18 protein-coding genes and 2 pseudogenes are annotated in these 17,482 nt (G+C 40.2%); 18 read left to right on the top strand and 2 right to left on the bottom strand.

Annotated elements, in window-relative coordinates; genetic code table 11:
• Both SORDD15_RS04655 and SORDD15_RS04650 read right to left on the bottom strand, forming a co-directional pair.
• The coding region (locus tag SORDD15_RS04655; protein ID WP_231097633.1) for an aminoacetone oxidase at positions 1-1,002 on the bottom strand (1,002 nt) is incomplete at its 3' end.
• 57 nt (positions 1,003-1,059) lie between these two features.
• Positions 1,060-1,904: pseudogene (locus tag SORDD15_RS04650) on the bottom strand (DegV family protein).
• Positions 1,905-2,028: 124 nt separating this feature from the next.
• On the opposite strand from SORDD15_RS04650, the gene SORDD15_RS04645 reads away from it, so the two are divergent.
• From SORDD15_RS04645 to SORDD15_RS10525, 18 genes and pseudogenes are all read left to right on the top strand, one after another.
• The gene (locus SORDD15_RS04645) at positions 2,029-2,586 is read left to right on the top strand and encodes a TetR/AcrR family transcriptional regulator (protein WP_061414873.1); all 558 of its coding nucleotides are present in this window, start codon (positions 2,029-2,031) and stop codon (positions 2,584-2,586) included.
• 18 nt (positions 2,587-2,604) lie between these two features.
• Positions 2,605-3,072: a deoxycytidylate deaminase gene (locus tag SORDD15_RS04640; RefSeq protein WP_061414869.1), complete on the top strand. Its 468-nt coding sequence runs from the start codon at positions 2,605-2,607 to the stop codon at positions 3,070-3,072.
• A gap of 88 nt (positions 3,073-3,160) precedes the next feature.
• Positions 3,161-3,790 (top strand): uracil phosphoribosyltransferase, encoded by a 630-nt coding sequence (gene upp / locus SORDD15_RS04635; protein WP_000515974.1) that lies wholly within the window; start codon positions 3,161-3,163, stop codon positions 3,788-3,790.
• Positions 3,791-3,963: 173 nt separating this feature from the next.
• Entirely contained in the window at positions 3,964-4,554 is a 591-nt protein-coding gene (clpP, locus tag SORDD15_RS04630) for an ATP-dependent Clp protease proteolytic subunit ClpP (RefSeq protein WP_061414866.1), read from the top strand.
• A 78-nt stretch (positions 4,555-4,632) separates the two neighbouring features.
• The gene (locus tag SORDD15_RS04625) at positions 4,633-4,902 is read left to right on the top strand and encodes a YlbG family protein (protein ID WP_061414863.1); all 270 of its coding nucleotides are present in this window, start codon (positions 4,633-4,635) and stop codon (positions 4,900-4,902) included.
• 87 nt (positions 4,903-4,989) lie between these two features.
• On the top strand, positions 4,990-6,150 hold the full coding sequence (locus tag SORDD15_RS04620; RefSeq protein ID WP_061414860.1) for an ABC transporter substrate-binding protein: 1,161 nt from the start codon (positions 4,990-4,992) through the stop codon (positions 6,148-6,150).
• Between the two features lie 119 nt (positions 6,151-6,269).
• On the top strand, positions 6,270-7,139 hold the full coding sequence (locus tag SORDD15_RS04615) for a branched-chain amino acid ABC transporter permease (protein ID WP_000941414.1): 870 nt from the start codon (positions 6,270-6,272) through the stop codon (positions 7,137-7,139).
• Between the two features lie 3 nt (positions 7,140-7,142).
• Positions 7,143-8,099, top strand: a complete 957-nt coding sequence (locus SORDD15_RS04610) for a branched-chain amino acid ABC transporter permease (RefSeq protein WP_061414857.1) — start codon at positions 7,143-7,145, stop codon at positions 8,097-8,099.
• Positions 8,099-8,863, top strand: a complete 765-nt coding sequence (locus SORDD15_RS04605; RefSeq protein WP_001186014.1) for an ABC transporter ATP-binding protein — start codon at positions 8,099-8,101, stop codon at positions 8,861-8,863. Before SORDD15_RS04610 ends, SORDD15_RS04605 begins: the two co-directional genes overlap by 1 nt.
• Positions 8,863-9,573 carry an ABC transporter ATP-binding protein gene (locus SORDD15_RS04600; RefSeq protein ID WP_000062204.1) on the top strand — a complete coding sequence of 237 codons (711 nt, stop codon included), beginning with the start codon at positions 8,863-8,865 and terminating at the stop codon, positions 9,571-9,573. The genes SORDD15_RS04605 and SORDD15_RS04600 overlap by 1 nt, the downstream gene beginning before the upstream one ends.
• A 353-nt stretch (positions 9,574-9,926) precedes the next feature.
• Positions 9,927-11,705 (top strand): phosphotransferase, encoded by a 1,779-nt coding sequence (locus SORDD15_RS04595; RefSeq protein ID WP_061414854.1) that lies wholly within the window; start codon positions 9,927-9,929, stop codon positions 11,703-11,705.
• Position 11,706: 1 nt separating this feature from the next.
• The gene (locus SORDD15_RS04590) at positions 11,707-11,892 is read left to right on the top strand and encodes a hypothetical protein (protein ID WP_061414851.1); all 186 of its coding nucleotides are present in this window, start codon (positions 11,707-11,709) and stop codon (positions 11,890-11,892) included.
• 1 nt (position 11,893) lies between these two features.
• Positions 11,894-13,321, top strand: coding sequence for a cytosine permease (locus SORDD15_RS04585; protein WP_061414846.1), 1,428 nt, complete (start codon positions 11,894-11,896; stop codon positions 13,319-13,321).
• Between the two features lie 239 nt (positions 13,322-13,560).
• On the top strand, positions 13,561-14,217 hold the full coding sequence (locus SORDD15_RS04580) for a CBS domain-containing protein (protein ID WP_061414843.1): 657 nt from the start codon (positions 13,561-13,563) through the stop codon (positions 14,215-14,217).
• Between the two features lie 110 nt (positions 14,218-14,327).
• Positions 14,328-15,423, top strand: a protein-coding gene (gene prfB / locus SORDD15_RS04575) for a peptide chain release factor 2 (RefSeq protein WP_155718771.1) whose coding sequence is annotated in 2 segments (ribosomal slippage) — positions 14,328-14,399 and positions 14,401-15,423 — 1,095 coding nt in all. Because the reading frame shifts where the segments join, the coding sequence is not laid out codon by codon here.
• Between the two features lie 17 nt (positions 15,424-15,440).
• The gene (ftsE, locus tag SORDD15_RS04570) at positions 15,441-16,133 is read left to right on the top strand and encodes a cell division ATP-binding protein FtsE (protein WP_061414840.1); all 693 of its coding nucleotides are present in this window, start codon (positions 15,441-15,443) and stop codon (positions 16,131-16,133) included.
• Positions 16,126-17,052, top strand: a complete 927-nt coding sequence (gene ftsX / locus SORDD15_RS04565; RefSeq protein WP_061415679.1) for a permease-like cell division protein FtsX — start codon at positions 16,126-16,128, stop codon at positions 17,050-17,052. The genes ftsE and ftsX overlap by 8 nt, the downstream gene beginning before the upstream one ends.
• A 217-nt stretch (positions 17,053-17,269) precedes the next feature.
• A pseudogene (locus SORDD15_RS10525) lies at positions 17,270-17,482 on the top strand (PTS glucose transporter subunit IIA); the annotation flags it as partial.

The raw sequence follows: 17,482 nt of genomic DNA, 5'->3' as shown, positions 1-17,482 counted from the left end.
CACAAAGGACTTGGCAAGAGACATTTTACCAGTTACAAGGATTTGGAGGGCCTTGATGGACTGGACAAGTTGTTCTTGTTCTTTCACAGTTAGCTGTTTAACTTTTTCAGGATAGCCTTGCACAAGAAATTCTGCCAAGCGTTCTGGAAGCAAGGTTCTTAAAGCATTTTTCAAGGATTTTTCCCGATTTTCTTCTAGAAAAACTACCAAGTCGCTCTCAGAAAGTTGTGGTAGGGCATCCAGTGAAAGAACTTCCCCACCCTTGACAAAACTAGACATACGCAGAGCAGCAGGACCGGATAGACCAAAGTGGGTAAAGAGCAAATCGTGGGTGATGACATGTTTTCCATAGCTTAAGGTCACATCGTCCCGCGAAATCCCCTGAAGTGCTTTGTGAGGAAAATCTGTCAACAAAGGGCTCTCAGCGGCTTCAAGCTCGGTAATGGTGTGTTTAAAATGGCGGGCAATCTCATGTCCAAATCCAGTCGAACCGGTGGAAGGATAAGATTTACCACCTGTTGTGACAATGAGTTTTTCACAAGTGAAGCTTTGGTCTGCGGACTTGAGGACAAACTGGTCATCTATCTTTTTAACCGAAACAATCTCTGTTTGAGTAGCAACTTGACCACCGAGTTCAGTGATTTTCTTTTCTAGCGTCTCGATAATGGTCCGAGACTTATCACTAGCAGGAAAGACGCGTCCGTGGTCCTCGACCTTAAGTTTAACACCATTTTCTGTAAAAAAATTGATGATATCGTGGTTATCAAACTGGGAAAATACACTGTATAAAAAGCGCCCGTTACCAGGAATTCCAGCCATTAGGTCATCTAAAGTTCCATTGTTGGTCACATTGCAACGACCACCGCCTGTTCCAGCTAATTTTTTCCCAAGTTTTCGATTCTTTTCGATGAGAAGAGTTTTCTGACCATAAAAGCTACTGGAAATCGTAGCCATCATGCCAGCAGGTCCACCACCGATGACAATAGTATCAAAATGTTTCATAGCTCTATTGTACCACAAAAAACAAGAGATGCTTGGCATCTCTTGTTGCTAATAATCTTAGTTAATTTCATATCCCATCAACAAACCGCCATCTTCTGCATAGAAACTGCAGAGACCAGACGTGGGTATGATTTTGATATCCGCTTGTGGGAAGGTTTCCAGCAAGCGTTCTGACAATTGCTGACAGAATTTTTCATTGCTGCGGTGGGCCATAGTGATACGGCCTCCAGCGTATCCAGCTTTGAGCAATTCTTCATAAGCTGCATCGAGAGATTTTTTAGCACCACGAGCTTTTTGCAATAGTTCAAGTGTCCCTGTCTGGCTAGCTTCCCCCACCATTCGAATATTGAGTAGGCCCACCACTGTTCCCAAAAGTTTGTTGAGACGGCCATTTTTGACCAAGTTATCAACTTTAGCAAGAACAAAGAGTAACTTCGTTTTTCTTGGTAGGCTGTAATCGCTTCAACAATTTCTTCAAAAGAAAGTCCTTGTTCAATCAAACTATTGATTTTCTCAACAATCAAGTCAACCTCACCACCTGCAGACAATGTATCAATTACATGAATCTGAGTGTCAGGGTGTTCTTCCAGATAGATATTTTTAGCGAGCTGTGCACTATTATGACTACCTGAAAGAGTACCAGTAATGGTAACGACAAAGATATGCTTAGCACCTTCAAATGCACGCAAGTAATCATCAGGGCTTGGGCAAGCTGATTTTGAAGCTTCTGCGGTTGCATACATGGTTTCCATCATTTTATCAATGTCAAGACTAGCGTCATCAACAAAGACCTGATTACCTACTTGAATGGTTAAAGGAACACTAATAAATTCCGTATCAATAGCAGGAGTTTCTAGTTGACGATAATCACAACCAGAGTCAGCTACAATCTTCCAAGTCATAGAAATTCTCCATCTTTGTCACTTATACATTGACAAAGGTTCTGTCTTTTTTTACAATTATATCATGAAAGCCCTTGAAACAAAAGTACCACCTCTCTGTTGTCACAAGTAGAAAGAAATTGTTATGTCTGAACGTAAAATATCTGAAAAATCTCTTGAAAATCTCAGAAAATCAAATCAAGAATCCAATTTTTTAACCAGAGAAGCAATCGAGACGGCTCTTTTGCAACTTCTAGAGAAAAAAGACTTGGCCAAGATCAGTATTTCGGAGCTGGTCAAACGGGCTGGCGTCTCTCGTGCCGCCTTCTATCGCAACTATGATTCCAAAGAAGAGATTTTGGAAAGTGTTTTTAGACGCAGTGTCCATAACATTATGGAACAGTTGAGCCGCTACGATGTCAAAACGGATCTTTATCTAGTATGGGTTCACCTTTTTCGCGCAGCCAAGAAAGAAGCCAAGGTTATCCAACTTGCTCTGGACTACCACTTGGAAAAGATTTTTGTCCAAGCCATGCAGGAATTTCTAGAAAAATACCACGGAAAGTCAAAAGGCGTTAGCAGCTACCTTCATTCCTTTTGGAGTTCTGCCATCGTATCGGTTCTGCTCAAATGGATCAAGGATGGCATGAAGGTTCCGGCTGAAAAGATTGCAGATTTACGCTTGCCATTTTTCAAAAAATAGAGGAAAAGGAGAAGAGCCATGATAGAAAAAAGACTGGCTTGGGATGAGTACTTTGCAGCCCAGGCTTTACTAATTGCCAATCGTTCGACCTGTAAACGTGCCAAGGTGGGAGCTGTCCTCGTTAAGGACAATAAAGTCATTTCAACTGGCTATAATGGTTCCGTATCGGGAACGGAGCACTGTATTGACCACGACTGTTTAGTCATTGAAGGTCACTGTGTCCGAACCCTTCACGCCGAGGTTAATGCCATCTTACAAGGATCCGAACGAGGGGTTCCCAGAGGATTTACAGCCTATGTGACCCATTTCCCTTGTCTGAACTGTACAAAACAACTGCTACAAGTTGGTTGCAAGCGCGTGGTTTATATCAACCAGTACCGAATGGATGACTATGCCCAGTACCTTTATCACGAAAAAGGTACCGAGTTGACCCATTTACCATTAGAGACTGTTCAGACAGCTCTCCAAGAGGCAGATTTGATTTAGAAATTAATAAAAATAAATGGTTTAGAAAGCTTTTTAAACCGTTTTTTGATATAATAAGAAGAATAAATTGAAAGAAGGAACTCAGAAAATGGGAAAAATTGAAGTCATTAATCATCCACTCATTCAACACAAATTGTCAATCTTGCGTCGTACAGACACTTCTACAAAAGCTTTTCGTGAGCTAGTAGACGAGATTGCAATGTTGATGGGATATGAAGTACTTCGTGATCTTCCACTTGAAGATGTGGAAATCGAAACACCTATCACAAAGACCGTTCAAAAACAATTGGCTGGGAAAAAATTGGCGATTGTCCCAATCTTGCGTGCAGGTATCGGGATGGTAGATGGCCTCTTGAGCTTGGTTCCAGCAGCCAAAGTTGGTCATATCGGTATGTACCGTGATGAAGAAACCCTTCAACCAGTTGAATACTTGGTGAAATTGCCTGAGGATATTGACCAACGTCAAATCTTTGTCGTTGATCCAATGTTGGCAACAGGTGGCTCAGCAATCTTGGCGGTAGATTCGCTTAAAAAACGAGGCGCATCCAATATCAAGTTTGTCTGCTTAGTATCTGCTCCAGAAGGAGTGAAAGCTCTTCAAGAAGCTCATCCAGATGTAGAAATCTTTACAGCAGCCTTGGATGAACGCTTGAACGAACATGGTTATATCGTTCCAGGTCTTGGGGATGCTGGAGACCGCTTGTTCGGTACTAAATAAAATCTCAAAGTAAATAGTGAAACTAGAAGTTCGTTTTTGACTTGAAAGGAGGTTGAGTTTTTGTTTCTGTTTAGAGAATAGAGCAAAAATTTGACCTTTTTTGACCAAAAAGATATAATAGTTCTGTATTGAAGTCGTATGACTAAGAAAATTCAACATAAAAGGAGAAATGAATGATTCCTGTAGTTATTGAACAAACAAGCCGTGGAGAACGTTCCTATGACATTTACTCTCGTCTTCTGAAAGACCGCATCATCATGCTAACAGGTCCAGTTGAAGACAACATGGCCAACTCCGTTATTGCCCAATTGCTCTTCTTGGATGCCCAAGACAGTACAAAAGATATTTACCTTTATGTAAATACTCCGGGTGGTTCTGTTTCAGCTGGTTTGGCAATCGTTGATACCATGAACTTTATCAAGGCAGATGTCCAAACCATCGTGATGGGGATGGCAGCCTCAATGGGGACTATCATTGCATCAAGTGGAGCAAAAGGTAAACGTTTCATGCTTCCAAATGCAGAGTACATGATTCACCAACCAATGGGTGGTACAGGCGGTGGTACCCAACAAACAGATATGGCAATCGCTGCAGAACACTTGCTCAAAACTCGTAAGACTTTGGAGCAAATCCTTGCAGATAACTCTGGTAAATCAGTCGAGCAGATTCATGCAGATGCGGAACGTGATTACTGGATGAGTGCCCAAGAAACACTTGAATATGGCTTTATCGATGAAATCATGGCCAATAATTCTTTAAGCTAAGCAACCTAGAAAGCAAACTCGACGGAGTTTGCTTTTTTTGGTATAATAGGAGAAGATTTCTTAGAAAGAGGATCCCTCATGTTTGAAAAAACAAATAGATCAGGATTAATCATCTATCTCTACTATAATCGAGACGCAAAAAAACTTCAGGAATACGGTGATATCTGTTACCATTCTAAGAAGCATCGCTACCTGCAACTCTATGTTCCAACTGAGGAGCTAGATGACTTAGTTGAGAGATTAGGTAAGGAAAGATATATCAAGAAAATTAGACGTTGCCATATCCAAGAGCTAGAAGCTCCCTTCGTTGGGAATCTCTATCGGACTGAAGAAAACGTTATCATTTAAAAAGTTAGACAAATACATTGACAATTTTCTGATAATTCGGTATATTCTTAACATACAATTTTTGAAACAACTATAAGGAGATTAAAAATGAAGAAAAAATTTGCCCTATCTTTTGTGGCTCTTGCTAGTGTGGCTCTTCTTGCTGCCTGTGGAGAGGTCAAGTCAGGAGCGTCAAACACAACTGGAAATCCAGTGGACGAAAAAACAATTAAAATCGGTTTTAACTTTGAAGAGACAGGTGCTGTGGCAGCTTACGGTACAGCTGAACAAAAAGGTGCCCAACTTGCTGTAGACGAAATCAACGCTGCAGGTGGAATTGATGGAAAACAAATCGAAGTTGTAGACAAAGACAACAAGTCAGAAACTGCTGAAGCAGCTTCTGTTACAACAAACCTTGTTACCCAATCAAAAGTAGCAGCTATTGTAGGACCTGCGACATCTGGTGCAACTGCTGCAGCTGTAGCTAACGCTACTAAGGCTGGAGTGCCATTGATTTCACCAAGTGCTACTCAAGACGGTTTGACTAAAGGTCAAGATTACCTATTTATCGGAACATTCCAAGATAGCTTCCAAGGGAAGATTATTTCTAACTATGTAACAAACAAATTGAATGCTAAGAAGGTTGTTCTTTATACTGACAACGCTAGTGACTATGCTAAAGGTATTGCTAAATCTTTCCGCGAAGCCTACAAGGGTGAGATTGTAGCAGATGAAACGTTTGTAGCAGGTGATACTGACTTCCAAGCAGCCCTTACAAAAATGAAAGGGAAAGAGTTTGACGCTATCGTTGTTCCAGGTTACTACACAGAAGCTGGTAAAATTGTAAACCAAGCTCGTGGAATGGGAATTGATAAACCAATCATTGGTGGTGATGGATTTAACGGCGAAGAATTTGTTCAACAAGCAACTGCTGAAAGAGCATCAAACATTTACTTCATCTCAGGATTCTCAACTACAGTTGATGTTTCTGCAAAAGCTAAAGCTTTCCTTGAAGCATACCGTGCTAAATACAATGAAGAACCTTCAACCTTCTCAGCCTTGGCTTATGACTCAGTTTACCTAGTAGCCAATGCTGCAAAAGGTGCTAAAAACTCAGGTGAAATCAAGGATAACCTTGCTAAAACAAAAGATTTTGATGGTGTAACTGGTCAAACGAGCTTTGATGCTGATCACAATACAGTGAAAACTGCTTACATGATGACCATGAACAATGGTAAAGTAGAAGCAGCAGAAGTTGTAAAACCATAACATTAGAATAGTAGTTGAAATGGGGAATGAGCCTTTGACTCACTCCCTGTTTCGGTGTTTATGAACTTGTGAAAATAATGAAATTTTCTAAAAAATAACGATAGAAAAGAGTGAATGCTATGCTCCAACAACTTGTGAATGGTCTAATTCTGGGTAGTGTTTATGCACTTTTGGCTCTGGGTTATACCATGGTTTATGGAATTATCAAACTCATCAACTTCGCCCATGGCGATATTTACATGATGGGTGCCTTTATTGGTTACTTTTTGATTAATTCTTTCCAAATGGATTTCTTTTTAGCTTTAATTATTTCAATGGCAGGGACCGCATTACTTGGTGTTGTGATTGAGTTTCTTGCCTACCGTCCTTTGCGACACTCTACACGTATTGCTGTTTTGATTACAGCTATCGGAGTGTCTTTCCTACTGGAATACGGGATGGTTTACTTAGTCGGTGCCAATACTCGCGCCTTTCCTCAAGCCATTCAAACAGTTCGCTATGATTTAGGACCAATCAGCTTGACAAACGTCCAGTTAATGATTTTAGCAGTTTCCTTACTCCTGATGATTTTATTGCAAGTGATTGTTCAAAAAACAAAAATGGGGAAAGCTATGCGTGCGGTATCAGTTGATAGTGACGCAGCTCAATTGATGGGAATTAATGTAAATCGTACAATCAGCTTTACTTTTGCCTTGGGTTCAGCCCTTGCTGGTGCAGCAGGTGTCCTCATCGCCCTTTACTATAACTCTCTTGAACCGTTGATGGGTGTGACTCCAGGTCTAAAATCATTCGTTGCGGCCGTTCTTGGTGGTATCGGGATTATTCCTGGTGCAGCTCTAGGGGGATTTGTGATTGGTTTGTTGGAAACATTTGCAACTGCCTTCGGCATGTCTGATTTCCGTGATGCCATCGTATATGGGATCTTGCTTTTGATTCTGATTGTTCGACCTGCAGGTATCCTTGGTAAGAATGTGAAAGAGAAGGTGTAAACAATGAAGACAAATCTTAAAGTAAATATTCTCTGGTTATTCCTTCTGTTAGCGGGTTATGGGTTGATCAGTCTACTGGTTTCTGCCGGTGTTCTCAATCTATTCCATGTTCAAATTTTAGAACAAATTGGGATTAATATCATTCTTGCAGTAGGTTTGAACCTAATCGTTGGTTTTTCAGGACAATTCTCACTCGGTCATGCAGGTTTTATGGCGATTGGGGCTTATGCAGCAGCGATTATTGGTTCAAAATCACCAACCTATGGTGCCTTCTTTGGAGCAATGGTCTTGGGTGCCTTGATTTCTGGTGCAGTCGCTTTGCTCGTTGGGATTCCAACGCTTCGTTTGAAGGGTGACTACCTGGCTGTTGCGACACTAGGTGTTTCAGAAATCATTCGTATCTTTATCATTAATGGTGGTAGTTTGACCAACGGTGCTGCTGGTATCTTGGGTATTCCAAACTTTACCAACTGGCAAATGGTTTATCTATTTGTGATAATCACAACTATTGCAACTCTCAACTTCCTACGTAGTCCAATTGGGCGCTCTACTCTATCTGTTCGTGAGGATGAGATTGCTGCAGAATCCGTTGGGGTAAACACTACAAAGATCAAGATAATCGCTTTTGTCTTTGGTGCTATTACAGCAAGTATTGCTGGTTCACTTCAGGCTGGTTTTATCGGATCTGTTGTACCAAAAGACTACACCTTTATTAATTCCATCAACGTATTGATTATCGTTGTATTTGGTGGACTTGGATCGATTACTGGTACAATCGTTTCAGCGATTGTTTTAGGAATTTTAAATATGCTCCTTCAGGATGTAGCAAGCGTACGTATGATCATCTACGCTTTGGCTCTTGTATTGGTCATGATTTTCAGACCAGGTGGACTTCTTGGGACATGGGAATTGAGTCTATCACGTTTCTTTAAAAAATCTAAGAAGGAGGGACAAAACTAATGGCATTACTTGAAGTTAAACAGTTAACCAAACATTTTGGCGGTCTAACAGCTGTTGGAGATGTCACTCTTGAATTGAACGAGGGAGAATTGGTTGGTCTGATTGGACCAAATGGTGCTGGTAAAACAACCCTTTTCAATCTCTTGACCGGTGTTTATGAACCAAGCGAAGGTACTGTGACACTAGATGGTCACCTCCTAAATGGGAAAACTCCCTATAAGATTGCTTCACTTGGTCTCAGTCGTACTTTCCAAAATATCCGTTTATTCAAGGACTTGACAGTTTTGGAAAATGTTTTGATTGCATTTAGCAATCATCATAAACAACATGTCCTTGCGAGCTTCCTACGCCTACCAGCTTTTTATAAGAATGAGGAAGAATTAAAAAGCAAAGCTTTGGACTTGCTGAAGATTTTTGATTTGGATGGTGACGCAGATACCCTTGCTAAGAATTTGGCCTATGGTCAACAACGTCGATTAGAAATCGTTCGTGCTCTAGCAACTGAACCTAAAATCCTCTTTTTGGACGAACCTGCAGCTGGGATGAATCCTCAAGAAACAGCTGAATTGACAGAATTGATCCGTCGTATCAAAGATGAATTTAAAATTACCATCATGCTCATCGAACACGACATGAATTTGGTTATGGAAGTCACTGAGCGTATCTATGTTCTTGAATATGGTCGGTTGATTGCTCATGGGACTCCAGATGAGATCAAGAACAACAAACGCGTTATCGAAGCTTATCTAGGAGGTGAAGCCTAATGTCTATGTTAAAAGTTGAAAACCTCTCTGTGCATTACGGCATGATCCAAGCAGTTCGTGATGTAAGTTTCGAGGTTAATGAAGGTGAAGTTGTTTCCTTGATTGGTGCCAATGGTGCTGGTAAAACAACCATTCTTCGCACCCTTTCAGGTTTGGTTCGTCCAAGTGCTGGTAAAATTGAGTTTTTAGGAAAAGAAATTCAAAAGTTGCCAGCTCAAAAAATTGTAGCAGGTGGCCTTTCACAAGTTCCTGAAGGACGCCATGTTTTCCCAGGTTTGACTGTTATGGAAAACTTAGAAATGGGAGCTTTCTTGAAGAAAAATCGTGAAGAAAATCAAGCCAACTTGAAAAAAGTATTCTCACGCTTCCCTCGTCTGGAAGAACGCAAAAACCAAGATGCGGCAACTCTTTCAGGTGGTGAACAGCAGATGTTGGCTATGGGACGCGCGCTCATGTCGACACCTAAGCTCCTTCTCTTGGATGAGCCGTCAATGGGACTTGCCCCGATCTTTATCCAAGAAATTTTCGATATCATTCAAGATATTCAGAAGCAAGGAACAACGGTTCTCCTAATTGAACAGAACGCTAACAAGGCCCTCGCTATCTCTGATCGAGGTTATGTACTTGAAACAGGAAAGATTGTCCTATCAGGAACAGGAAAAGAACTCGCAGCATCAGATGAAGTCAGAAAAGCATATCTAGGTGGCTAAAAAGGTCTGGGGGACCTTTTTAGTCGGCAGATAAGGATTGCGTAAGTAATCATCCAATCCAGTGGATTGTTTTAGTCGGAGGATGAGAGTTGCGAAAGCAATTCCCCTATAGACCCGGGGGACCTTTTTAGTCGGAGGGTAAGGATTGCAGCCAAGCGACACCTAATACGACTACTTATCAAAAATATAAAATATTTCAGGGCTCCAGAATAAGGAGCTCTTTTATTTATATGTTTTTTGAGGAAAGGGAAGAAGGCCTTAATTTTTACTCATTGTTTTCCTATTTGAATTGACAGTCATTTTTGTTCATATTATAATCTTAGTAAGAAAAAATTGAACAGGAGGACTAATGAATGGTAACAGAAAAACAATTTAAACTTTTGTGTTTTATGTTGATACATAAAGAAAAGACCTTTACTCAGAGACAGTTAGCTGAAGAGTTAGACCTATCTTTAGGAACAATTAACACATTATTGAAAAAACTGAAAGAAGAGAAGTGGGTTGATGAGGAACTTCACTTAACTGAACTAGGCCAGAAAGTTTTAGAACCCTATCGAGTAAAAAATGCCATTATAATGGCTGCTGGCATGAGTAGTCGTTTTGCTCCCTTGTCTTATGAAATTCCTAAAGGATTACTTCAAGTCAAGGGGGAACGCTTGATAGAGAGGGAAATCAGACAACTGCAAGAAGCAGGAATAGAAGATATAACTGTTATCGTAGGTTATCTTCAAGAAAAAATGTTCTATCTTGCAGAGAAGTTTGGTGTAAAAATTGTAGTGAATAATGATTACTACAAATATAATAACTGTTCGTCTCTTATGTTGGTTAAAAATCAACTTTCCAACACTTATATTTGTTCATCGGATAATTATTTTGTGGAAAATCCGTTTGAGCAATATATTTATAGAGGTTACTACTCGACGATATTTGCAGAAGGTCAAACGGACGAATATTGTGCTATAGAGGATTCGAATCACACAATCATTGATATCCAGATTGGTGGAGAAAATACTTGGGCCATGGTGGGGCACGTTTATTTCGACCGTGCATTTAGCGAGAAATTCAAGGAAATTTTAGAAACCGAGTTTAGGCACGAACCTTATCGTGAACAGCTTTGGGAGGATTACTATAGCCGCCATGTCAAGGAACTCCTTTTAGAAGCTCGCCACTATTCAGCGGATATTGTTAAAGAATTTGATTCACTAGATGAACTCCGTCAATTTGATGAACGTTATTTGGTAAATGCAGATTCGGCCATTATTGATAATATCTGTAAGACATTAAAGTGTGTGGCTTCAGATATTGTCAATATCAAACCTCTAAAAGATGGATTAACCAACACATCATTTTCATTTGACTGTCTAGGGAAAAAATATGTTTACCGTCATCCGGGTAGGGGAACAGAAAATTATATCAATCGAGCTAGTGAAGCAGCTTCAATGGAAATTGCTGCAAAATTAAAGATTGACCGTACCTTCGTAGCCATGAACAAGGATGAGGGCTGGAAAATTTCAGAATTTATTCCCAATGCTAAGCAACTGGATTATGATAATTGGGATGATGTGGCACAAGCAATGGACCTCTTGAGACGGTTACACCAATCTGGAGAAAAAACGGGACATTCCTTTGACCAATTTGAGGGAATTGATGATTTTATAGAAAAATTGAAGGCTAGAAATCGATTCGAGTTTGATGGTCTCGAGGAATTGGATGAAACTGTTTCAATTCTCAAAAACTATTTACAGAATGATCCAAAACAGGTTGTCCTTTGTCATGGAGATTCCTATAGTCCTAATTTTTTGTTGAATGAAGCAGGCGAAATGAGTCTGATTGACTGGGAATATTCTGGAATGGGAGAGCCGGCAGGAGATTTGGGCACCTTTATCGCGTGTTCCAATTATACCGTAGAGGATGCTGAAAAAGTACTGGAATTGTATTTGCAAGAAGTACCAGATAAGAAAACCAAACGTCACTATTTGGCTTATGTAGCAGTGACCTCATATTACTGGTTCTTGTGGGCCTTGTTCCAGGAGAGTGTCGGAAAACCAGTCGGTGAGTTTCTCTACATCTGGTATCGCTATACCAAACAATATGGACAACTAGCCCTTGACTTGTATTTGGAGGAAAACTAAGATGAAAACGACATCCGAAATTGAAGAATTAGTAGCAGCTGAAACAAAGAGAAGATTGGAAGAAATGGAGTCGTCAAACTATGAGTTTGTTCAACCCTTCCTAAAAAGTGATTTCATTTTAATCATTTCCATAGTCCTAATCAACCTTGTTTTGATTATCTTAGCAATGACGGGAGGAATTCAATAACATGTCTAAAATGAATGACTATATCCAACAAGAAACCATAACCGGAATTGTTCCCATGACCAATAAGGATCGTCAGTATTCTTTCTGGGATCTCTTTCTATCGACAAGTGGTTTTGCCATTGCTACTTGGTGTTATACCCAAGGAGCTTATGTAGCTCAATACTTGACCTTTAATCAAATGTTGATAAATATTTTTAGCTTTAACATTATCTGGGTCTTTATTGAATGTCTTCCTATTTTGTTTGCGGTTAAGTATGGAATTGATTTGTGGATTTGGTTGAGAGCTGTTCTAGGAAAAAGAGGTGTAGCCCTGTTATCAACCATTATTAGCTTGGCTAACTTTGGATGGTATGCTGTTGCGGCCAATCTTTTTGCCAGTTCCATGATCCATTTGGCAAATAACTTTGGTCTTGGTTTGGACAAGGGAATATGGGCGCCTATTCTTGGTACCCTCTGTGTTCTGCTTGGAACTCTCATTGCTCTTGGAGGTCCAGAAGTGATTAAATGGACCAATCGCTTCTTGGTTATCGCCTTATTGATTGTCGGTCTGATCATCGTTGGAATCTGCTTTGTCGCCGTTCCTATAACGGATATTATGAATATCCAACCAGCCACTCAAGGAGATTTGACGCCATTAGAACGCTTCATGCTCTCTGGAGAAGGAAATGTTGCATTTGCTTTCTCTTGGTCTACACAAGCATTGGTTTTACCGCGTTTAGCAAAATCAGAACGCAGTGGATATTGGGCTACAGCCTTATCATACGGAGTTGTGGCTCCATTCTTCGTTGCGACAGGTGGAGTCATGGCTCTAGCCATGTTTGTCAAAACAGGTGTTTATGAAAGTGATCCAACAACCATGCTATCAACTCTAAGCACCCCAGCCTTTGCTCTCTTAAGTCTACTACTAGTAGCCTTTGCCAATATTGGAACCCAGGGGACAGGATCGTACGTGAACTGTATGATTGTCAAAAGTGGGATGCCCAAAGTAAGCTATAAACTAATGGTTTGGATTGCCATGGTTTACGTGAGTCTACTCACTATCTGGGGAGGAGTAGAAGAGTATTTCGGATCCTTCATCTCTCTAGCCGCCTATATTCAGGGGCCAATTATTGGTATGATTGTTGTCGACTATTTTATCTTAAGAAAACGAAAACTCGACTTGCGTTCAGCCTATTTCCTTGAAGGGCATGACGCCTACGAGTTTACTAAAGGATTTAACTTAGTTGGCTTGTCTTGCGTATTTATCTCCTTATTGGTAGCGGTACTATTTGTTTACAACCCTGTAACTGCACAAATTCAAAGTCCAATCTTTTTAATCACAACTGGTAGCGGATTTACTGCGCTATTCGGTGGACTACTATACTGGTTAGCTAGTTTGACACCTCTTAAACGGTACATGGTAAAAGATAGAGAACAAGTGACAGTTTAAACTAAAAATGTTGGGCAAAAGATTCAATTTCAGGAGCAAATGAAGTAAATACTCCCACAATAAAACGCATAATATCAAGGTTGTTCACTACCTGATACTATGCGTTTTTCTGATTTCAAAGATTTTTTGACTAGCCTCTTTTTGCAGATTTTTCTGAATCTTGAAAAAGAGATGAAAGCGTTTGATAGATTTTCTAAGAAAGTGTATAATAAAAGTAGCAATATAGAAGGAGAAGTCTCATGGCAGTTAAAGATTTCATGACCCGTAAGGTAGTTTATATCAGTCCAGATACGACTGTAGCACACGCAGCAGATTTGATGCGCGAGCAAGGTTTGCACCGTTTACCTGTTATCGAAAACGATCAATTAGTCGGATTGGTAACAGAAGGAACCATTGCGGAAGCCAGCCCATCTAAAGCAACCAGTCTCTCTATCTATGAGATGAATTATCTTCTGAATAAAACCAAAGTAAAAGATGTAATGATTCGAGATGTCGTGACGGTTTCTGGCTATGCTAGTCTAGAAGATGCGACCTACCTGATGCTGAAAAATAAAATTGGGATATTACCAGTCGTAGACAATCATCAGGTCTACGGCGTCATTACAGACCGCGATGTTTTTCAGGCTTTTTTGGAAATCGCTGGATACGGAGAAGAGGGGATTCGTGTTCGTTTCATTACAGAAAATGAAGTCGGAGTACTGGGGAAAATTGTAGCTCTAATTGTAGAAGAGGATTTAAATATTTCCCACACTGTTAATATTCCACGTAAGGATGGGAAGGTCGTCATCGAAGTTCAAATTGATGGAAAAATCGATTTGACTTCATTAAAGGATAAGTTTGAAAAAGAAGGAATTCAAGTGGAGGAAATCACTCAGACCTCTGCCAAAGTCCTTTAAACCAGAGGCTTTCGGGCCTCTTTTCTTCTGCAACAAAAAGCGATGAAAAGCAAAATATGGAAAGAAATAAGAGATTGTGGTATAATAAAACGATATGAAAAGGAGTATCTATGGACATTTCAGAAATTCGTCAAAAAATTGACGCAAATCGTGAAAAATTGGCTTCTTTCAGGGGGTCTCTTTGACCTCGAAGGCTTAGAGGAAGAGATTGCCATCTTGGAAAACAAGATGACGGAACCTGATTTTTGGAACGATAATATCGCGGCCCAAAAAACGTCGCAAGAATTAAATGAATTAAAAAACACCTACAACACCTTCCGTAAAATGGAAGAGTTGCAGGATGAAGTTGAGATTTTATTGGACTTTTTAGCAGAAGACGAGTCAGTCCATGATGAACTGGTCGAACAGTTGACAGAACTGGATAAGATGATGACCAGCTACGAGATGACCCTTCTCTTGTCAGAACCTTATGACCATAATAATGCAATCTTGGAAATCCATCCAGGATCTGGTGGTACTGAGGCTCAGGACTGGGGGGATATGTTGCTTCGTATGTACACTCGTTATGGAAATGCAAAAGGCTTTAAAGTAGAAGTCTTGGATTACCAGGCTGGTGATGAAGCAGGTATCAAGTCTGTGACCTTGTCTTTTGAAGGACCCAATGCATACGGTCTACTTAAATCAGAAATGGGTGTTCACCGTTTAGTCCGTATTTCACCATTTGACTCTGCCAAACGTCGCCATACTTCATTTACATCCGTAGAAGTGATGCCGGAGATGGATGATACTATCGAAGTGGAGATTCGTGAAGATGATATCAAAATGGATACCTTCCGTTCAGGTGGTGCTGGTGGACAAAACGTCAATAAGGTTTCAACAGGTGTGCGTTTGACACACATTCCTACGGGAACTGTCGTCCAATCAACGGTCGATCGTACCCAGTATGGAAATAGAGATCGTGCCATGAAGATGTTGCAGGCTAAGCTCTATCAAATGGAGCAAGAAAAGAAAGCTGCGGAAGTTGATTCCCTTAAAGGTGAGAAAAAAGAAATCACTTGGGGAAGTCAAATCCGTTCATATGTTTTCACGCCTTATACCATGGTAAAAGATCACCGTACAAGCTTTGAAGTTGCTCAGGTAGATAAGGTCATGGATGGAGACCTTGATGGTTTCATCGATGCCTACCTCAAGTGGCGAATCAGCTAAGATAGAAAGGAACTCATATGTCAATCATTGAAATGAGAGATGTTGTCAAAAAGTATGACAATGGAACGACTGCCCTGCGTGGTGTATCTGTTACCATTGAACCAGGAGAGTTTGCCTATATCGTAGGACCTTCTGGGGCAGGTAAGTCAACCTTTATTCGAGCTTTATACCGAGAAGTAAAGATCGAAAAAGGAAGCCTAACAGTTGCAGGCTTTAATTTAGTTAAAATTAAGAAGAAAGATGTCCCGCTTCTACGTCGTAGTGTTGGGGTAGTCTTTCAGGATTACAAACTTTTGCCTAAGAAAACGGTTTATGAGAATATTGCCTACGCAATGGAAGTAATCGGAGAAAACCGTCGAACCATCAAAAAGCGCGTCATGGAAGTCTTGGATTTGGTTGGTTTGAAACATAAGGTTCGTTCTTTCCCAAATGAGCTCTCAGGAGGAGAGCAACAGCGTATTGCGATTGCGCGTGCAATCGTGAACAATCCGAAAGTATTGATTGCCGATGAACCAACAGGAAACTTGGACCCAGATAATTCATGGGAGATTATGAATCTGTTGGAACGCATCAATCTCCAAGGTACTACTGTTTTGATGGCGACTCACAATAGCCAGATTGTAAATACCTTGCGCCACCGTGTCATTGCCATTGAAAATGGCCGTGTCGTTCGTGACGAAGCTAAAGGAGAATATGGATACGATGATTAGTAGATTTTTTCGCCATTTATTTGAATCATTAAAAAGTTTAAAACGAAATGGCTGGATGACTGTAGCAGCAGTGAGTTCGGTTATGATTACCTTAACACTCGTTGCCCTGTTTGCATCTGTAATTTTTAATACAGCGAAACTGGCTACCGATATTGAAAACAACGTTCGGGTCATGGTTTACATTCGTAAGGATGTAGCGGATAACAGTGAAACGATTGTAAAAGAAGGTCAGACAGTTACCAATAATGACTACCACAAGGTCTATGATGCTTTGAAAGCTATGCCTGCTGTTAAGAGTGTTACCTTCTCAAGTAAAGAAGAACAGTACGAAAAACTAACGGAAACAATGGGTGACGATTGGAAGGTCTTTGAAGGGGATGCAAACCCTCTCTATGATGCCTATATCGTTGATACAAATTCTCCGAGTGACGTTAAAACGGTAGCTGAAGAAGCTAAGAAAATTGAGGGAGTATCAGAGGTTCAAGATGGTGGAGCTAACACTCAACGACTTTTTGAACTAGCTTCCTTTATCCGTGTTTGGGGATTGGTTATTGCAGGACTCTTGATTTTTATCGCAGTCTTCTTGATTTCCAATACCATCCGCATCACCATTATTTCGCGCAGTCGCGAGATTCAGATTATGCGTTTGGTAGGTGCTAAGAATGGTTATATTCGTGGGCCATTCCTGCTAGAAGGTGCATTTATTGGTTTATTGGGTGCAGCTATTCCTTCGGTATTAGTTTTCTTTATTTACAATATGGTTTATCAATCTGTTAATAAATCTCTGGTAGGGCAGAACTTGTCAATGATTACGCCGGATGTATTTATCCCATTGATGACCGTTCTGTTATTTATAATTGGAATTTTCATTGGCTCCATCGGTTCAGGAATTTCAATGCGTCGATTCTTGAAAATCTAGTTGGATATAAATGCAAATTGAGACAAAAACAGAAAAACAAAACAATTTTAAAGAGAAGTTTTCGTAAACTTCTCTTTTTCTTTTTTTAAGATTTAAAAAAAGGAGACAATTTTTTGTAAAAGCCTTTACAAAAAAAATAAAAGTGGTATAATTAATGCATAAGCAAATGCAAACGTTTTCGTAAAACGTTTGCCTAAGTGAAATAAAGGAGATTTGAATGATGAAAGCTACATTCAAAAATGTATTGTCTTTCGAATTTTGGCAAAAATTCGGTAAGGCTCTAATGGTGGTTATCGCCGTTATGCCAGCGGCTGGATTGATGATCTCAATCGGTAAATCAATCGTGATGATTGACCCAAACCTTGCTCCTCTAGTGATTACAGGTGGAATCCTTGAGCAAATTGGTTGGGGGGTTATCGGCAACCTTCAT

Origin of the sequence: Streptococcus oralis (assembly GCF_001578935.1) — a bacterium.
Classification (GTDB): Bacteria; Bacillota; Bacilli; order Lactobacillales; family Streptococcaceae; genus Streptococcus; species Streptococcus oralis_R.
This window is presented reverse-complemented; position numbering and strand designations above follow the sequence as displayed.